This window comes from Actinomyces sp. HMSC075C01, assembly GCF_001812965.1.
Classification (GTDB): Bacteria; Actinomycetota; Actinomycetes; order Actinomycetales; family Actinomycetaceae; genus Actinomyces; species Actinomyces acetigenes.
Genome location: NZ_KV810913.1, coordinates 1 through 5,712, shown reverse-complemented (window position 1 = coordinate 5,712; position 5,712 = coordinate 1). Strand labels below are relative to the sequence as shown.

The following is a 5,712-nucleotide window of genomic DNA, read 5'->3' as shown; positions in this document are numbered from 1 at the left end:
GGGCATTTTTCGCGGCCCCCAACAGAAATTCTGTCGGGCTACGCGAGAAATGCCCGGCTCGGCGGGGTGGGCTACTTCCCGCCGCGGCGCACGGCCTCCAGCATGAGGGTGGCCACGTCCGTGACCCGCACGTCGGCTCCCTCGGAGGCGACGCCGTCGGAGAGCATTGTGGTGCAGAAGGGGCAGGCCGTGGCGATGACCTGCGCGCCGGTGCCGATGGCCTCGCGCGAGCGCTCCACGGCAATGCGAGTCCCGATGGTCTCCTCCATGAAGGCGCGCGCCCCGCCGCCCCCGCAGCAGAAGCCCCGCTCGCGGCTGCGCGGCATCTCCACCGTGGTCGCGCCGGTCGCCTCCAGCAGTTCGCGCGGCGGGGAGTAGACCTGGTTGTGGCGGCCCAGGTAGCAGGCGTCGTGGTAGGTGACCGTCGGGATCACCAGCTTGCCCGCCGCCTTGCCGGCGGCCTGCCCGCCCGACGGCGCCGCCGGGGCCTCGGCCTGCGGCTCGGCGGCCTCGGCGCTCGACGTCGGGGCGTCCCCGGCCGGTGAGTCGCCGTCCTGCCCGGTGGCGGGTGCCGGCGTGGCCGGGGCGGCGGAGGCGGATGGGGCGTCGGGCGCCGTCGAACCACCCGCGGCCTGCGGCGGCGCGGGGCGCAGCCGACCTTCGCGCACGAGCCGGTTGAGCAGCTGGGTGTAGTGGACGACCTCGTAGCGGCCCCCGATCTGCGGGTACTCCCGCGAGATCGTGTTGAAGCAGTGCGCGCAGGTCACCACGATCCTCTGCGCCCCGACCTCGCCCAGGGTCTCCACGTTCTGCGCGGCGAGCATCTGGTAGAGGATCTCGTTGCCGGCGCGGCGGGCCGGGTCGCCGGTGCAGGTCTCGGCGTCGCCGAGGACCGCGAAGCTCACCCCCGCGGTGTGCAGCAGCTCGGCCACCGCCCGCGTCGTCTTCTTGGCCCGGTCCTCGTAGGCGCCGGCGCAACCCACCCAGAACAGGTAGTCGACGTCCGCGGCGCTCTCGACGTCGTCGCCGATGACCGGCACCTCGAAGTCCAGGTTCTTGGCCCAGTCCAGGCGCTTGCGCGCCGGCAGCCCCCACGGGTTCCCCTTGGACTCCATCTTGCGGAACATGCCGCCGAGCTCCTTGGGGAAGGCCGACTCCATGAGTACCTGCTGGCGGCGTACGTCGACGACGTGGTCGACGTGCTCGATGTCCACCGGGCACTGGTCCACGCAGGCACCGCAGGTGGTGCAGGCCCACAGGACGTCGACGGGGATGACCTCCCCGGCCAGGGGCGCCGGCCGCGTGGCCACACCCGTCTCGGTGGGGGCCGCCTTGGCTGCCAGCAGCGCGCCGAGCACGTCGCCGGTGTGGGCGGTGCCCGGCTCCAGGCCCAGGTTCGTCTCGCGCGCCAGCCCGTCGTGCACGCCCAGCGCCTTGCCGACCAGCCCGCCGGAGGTGGGGCGGGAGGCCACCATCTCCTCGGTGACGTCGTCGGGCTCGACCCCCAGGGCGCCGGCGGCCCGCAGGTAGGGGGCGGCCGCCGCGTGGTGGTCGCGCAGCGCCATGACGAACAGCTTGGGGGACAGGGGCTTGCCGGTGTTCCACGCCGGGCACAGATCCTGGCAGCGGCCGCACTCGGTGCAGGTGGAGAAGTCCAGCAGGCCCTTCCAGGTGAAGTCCTCGATGCGGCCCACGCCCAGGCGCACCTCGGGGCCCTCGCCGGAGTCGGCGGCCTCCATGGCCTCCTCCAGCGCATCCATGGTGGCCTCGGTCAGGGGCTCGTCGCCGACCATGAGCGGCTGGAGCGGGCCCAGGGCCTTGGAGCCGGCCACCTCGCGGCGCGCGTAGACGTTGAGGATCGCCAGGAACCGGTGCCAGGCCACGCCCATCGAGGGCTGCAGGCCCACGACGACGAACCAGGTCATCGACAGCACCACCTTGATGGTGGCGACGACGAGGATCGCGTTGGCCAGGGCGCCGGCGCTCACGGGGGCGAGCAGAGGGCCGGTCCAGGCCGTCAGCGGGAAGTGCGTCCAGGAGGCCAGGGCCCGCTGCGCCGGGTCGGGGGAGGCGGCCAGGTGGGCGTGCTCCAGCATCCGCAGCGCCAGCACGCAGGCGACCACGCCGATGATGGTGGCCTCGACGAACTTCGCCTGGGCTGACGTCGAGCCGGCGAAGCGGGAGGTGCGCGGATGCTTGCCGCCCTCGGAGTCCGGGGCGTAGGGCGGGGCGGCCCGGCCGGCCCGGGTCAGGCGCCAGCGCAGGATTGTCAGTCCCACGATCCCGAAGGTGGACAGCCAGGCGATGAGCTCGACGACCCAGGCCCACCAGGCGGCGTGCCCGATGAGCGGCAGCGCGAAGTCGGGACCGCCCAGCACCTGCCCGTAGCCGGCTACGAGCGTGAGGAACAGCAGGGGGAAGGAGACCATGACCAGCCAGTGGGCGGCCTTGACGAAGGGGCGGCCCTTGAAGGCGGTGTGGCCCACAAGCGCCCCCAGCGTGAGCGCCAAGCGCCGGCCGACCGGGCGCAGGCGCTCCGGTGCGGTTGCGCGGCCCACGGCCATGCGGGCGCCAATAGTGCAACAGGCGCGTGCGAAAACTGCGATACCGATCGTCGTAGCGATGACGACGATGACGACACAGACGATCTGCACGGCACTCATCGGGGCGGGTTTCCTCAGGTCTTTGAAGGCAAAGGCGGAAGCGCTGGGAGGCGGCCGGCGGCGCCCCGGAGGGTCGCCTGCGCGGCACACCATTGGCGCTCTACGTCAGCCTACCTGGGGGTCGGCGGGGAGCTGGAAGAGGCAGGTGAGGCGCGGCAGAGGAAAAAGTGTCACGATTGGCGACTTTTCGAGGCGCGGCCATCGGCCGCGAGCTCGACCGGATCCCCGGAGACCGGCTCTGACTTGCGCAGATGCGGCAGCGCCCGGCGCGTGGAGGCGCCTCGCGAACGGTGCGCCAGCTGGAAAAGTCGCCCAGAGTGACACAATGGCATGCGGAACTGGTATGTCGATTCATGCACGTCTCAGAGACGACCATTACCGTGCGGGCCGACGGCTCCAGGAGGCGCGTACCTCCGTTCCCACCGTCCTGCGCCAGCAACAGGCCTGTGACCACCATCAGCGACAGGAGCAACTGTGTCCCCTCGCAAGAAGCCGACTGCCAAGACCCGCCAGTCCACCACACCCCGTAAGCCTGCCGCCCCCAGACCGACGAAGGTGACCCTCTCCCGGGTCAAGAAGATCCTGATCTGTGTCGACGCCCCCGTGATGGTCAGTTGGGATGGGGCGCTCGTGGGCCTGACCGACAACAGTGCCCTGAGGTTCCAGGTGCTCCCCGACCTCCTGACCGTCTCTATCCAATGGCATTCGAAGGCCCCGTTTTACATGTTGGAGGCGCTGTGTATCCTCGTCGAGTCCTGGAACGCCAGTCCGGACAACGATGACATGCTGAGGGCCTATGTCGTCCCCTCGCCGGAGGATGACTCGGTGCTGTTGTGCGCTGCCTCCACACTGCCGGTGTCGGCTGGGATGACTGACGACCAGCTCGGCCACTACCTGCGCGAGGCCATTGACGCGTGCATGTTCTTCGAGGAGTTCCTGGAGGAGACTTTCCCGCAGACACGCTTTGACGACTTCGCCAAGGACGCCGGGATCCAGATACCCGACAGCCCGGAGGAGTTGCTGACCGAGCTGGGCGGGGAACCTGCCGAGGCCGTGAGCCAGCTGGTCGAGCGGGCCCGGGTGCTCCTCGATAATGACATGGACAGTGCCTCCATGCTCCTGACCCAGGCTTCCAGGATTGCCGAGGCCAACGGCCTCGACCCGGTGGAGTTGGGCATCCATGACGTCTTCGCTGCCACGATGGAGAAGGTCCTTGGGCAGCCTGAGATGTTGGGTAGCCGTGAGGAGGCGCTGGGACGGGCCATGCTCGAGGCTCTTAAGGCGGAACGCGACGAACCGGATCACGCCGAAGGTGACGAGTCCGATGGTCCCAACGAGCTTGCCGAGCCGAACATGCTCGACGACGGCCAGGCCGAGGCTGCCATCGCGGACCTGTTCGGACTGAAGGGCCTTGGTCGTGTTCCCTCTCGGCTGCCTGCGCTGACTCTTCCGCTCGTGGTCGAAGCGCTGAACCCCGACTACGACTTCCTGGAGAAGGACGATGCTGTCATCATCCCGATCGGGGATGATGCCTGCGAGTTGGTGGTCGGGGTCGAGGGGACGGAGCTCATTGTGACGGCGCGCTGGAGCGGGATGACCCCGTTGAACCGGGTGCTGGCGTCGATGGCTGCCAATGACTGGAACGTGGTCAGTCATGTGATGGGTGTGCGCACGGGCTTCGCTGACCGAATGGGTGAGGCGATCAGTGACGCAGCCACCGCTGGTCAGGCCCCTCCTCAGGCAGGTGACTCGGTGCTGAAGGCCCGGTCCGATACCGGTGGTGACATCATCGCCCGTGCCTCGTGGTGCCTGGGCGCGGGGGTCTCCAAGGCTCAGATCGTCGCGATGGTGGATGCAGCCGCGGCGGAGGTCGAAGACATTGGCTTGTTCCTCCGCGGTGAGGTCGGCATCTGAGAACGGGGGCCTGGGGCTGAGGCGCGACAGAGGAGAAAGTGTCACGATTGGCGACTTTTCGAGGCGCGGCCATCGGCCGCGAGCTCGACCGGATCCTCAAAAACTGGCTCTGACCTGCGCAGACACCGTGGTTCCGAGTGTGCGGAGGTCTCTCGCGAACGGTGTGCCGTCTGGAAAAGTCGCCAATTGTGACATGGGACCACCAAAATAGTGTGCCGACCCCGCAATGGGGCCGGCACGGAGTCCTCAGGCGCTGATGGCGCGCAGCGCGTAGGGGGAGTCGGGGCGGCGGGCGCTGTACCACTTGGCGGCCTGGCGCAGCCCGAGCTCACGCACCAGGGTGACGGTGGCCCCGGAGATGATGGCGAAGGTGACGATCTCAGCCAGCTTGTAGTTGAGGAGCTGGTCCTCCTCGCGCGGGGCGGGCCGGCCGGAGATCACTCGCCATCCGAGCGCCACGACCTTCTCGGCCACGAACCCGGAGGCGAGCGTGGCCACGGCTGCGGTCGCCTTCCACATGAAGTCGGTGGTCTGGTCGGTCTGGGCGGGGTCCTGTGCGCTCATGAGTCCTCCTTGCGTCCCGGTCGGGCGGCGTCGTGGGTACCTGCGTGCTTGGTGGTGGGGCCGACGGAGTCGGCCCGTTCCGTCCCGATCATGCCGTACCCGGGCCGACGCCGCAGCCAGTCCCGCCCGCGTGGCGCCAACTGCGGGGCCTGGGTGGTCGTGGGGTGAGTCGGTGAGGCGGTGGCTTGGTGTCGATGGTGGAGTGGTTGCCTTGCTGTGTGCAGGTGGGGTGGCGCCAGGCGGTTGGTTGGATGGGGCTGATGGCGGTACCGGCTTTGCTCCACGGGGGAGTGTCGGAGCTTGCTCTACCGGTGTGTCTCGAGGAATGCGCTGCCGAGAATGCTGGTGTGGGGGCATCGCAGAGAGTGTGCAGCCCTGACGACGAGGCCCAAGGCAATGGCTGAAGAACTGCGGTGTAAGAGTGAGGCCACGTGACGTCAACGATTCTAATTGTTAGAACTTTTAAGGATGAGCCTAAGAAGCTCCCAGAAAAATGGACGGCAAGCACCTTGTGCTCGTGGGTGCGCCTTGGTAACTTGGACTGCTGGGGGTTTTTCGGACAGTGCTTGTT

3 protein-coding genes are annotated in these 5,712 nt (G+C 68.7%); 1 reads left to right on the top strand and 2 read right to left on the bottom strand.

Annotation, left to right across the window (positions count from 1 at the left end):
- Positions 1–71: 71 nt before the first annotated feature.
- On the bottom strand, positions 72–2,663 hold the full coding sequence (locus HMPREF2883_RS00100) for a (Fe-S)-binding protein (protein WP_070658068.1): 2,592 nt from the start codon (positions 2,661–2,663) through the stop codon (positions 72–74).
- A 555-nt stretch (positions 2,664–3,218) separates the two neighbouring features.
- Between HMPREF2883_RS00100 and HMPREF2883_RS00095 the strand changes: the two genes are divergently transcribed.
- Complete coding sequence (locus HMPREF2883_RS00095; RefSeq protein WP_141758961.1) at positions 3,219–4,577, top strand: YbjN domain-containing protein; 1,359 nt, start codon at positions 3,219–3,221, stop codon at positions 4,575–4,577.
- 246 nt (positions 4,578–4,823) lie between these two features.
- Here the strand turns inward: HMPREF2883_RS00095 and HMPREF2883_RS00090 are convergent, their stop codons facing one another.
- Positions 4,824–5,141: a DUF4235 domain-containing protein gene (locus HMPREF2883_RS00090; protein WP_070658065.1), complete on the bottom strand. Its 318-nt coding sequence runs from the start codon at positions 5,139–5,141 to the stop codon at positions 4,824–4,826.
- Positions 5,142–5,712 lie beyond the last annotated feature (571 nt).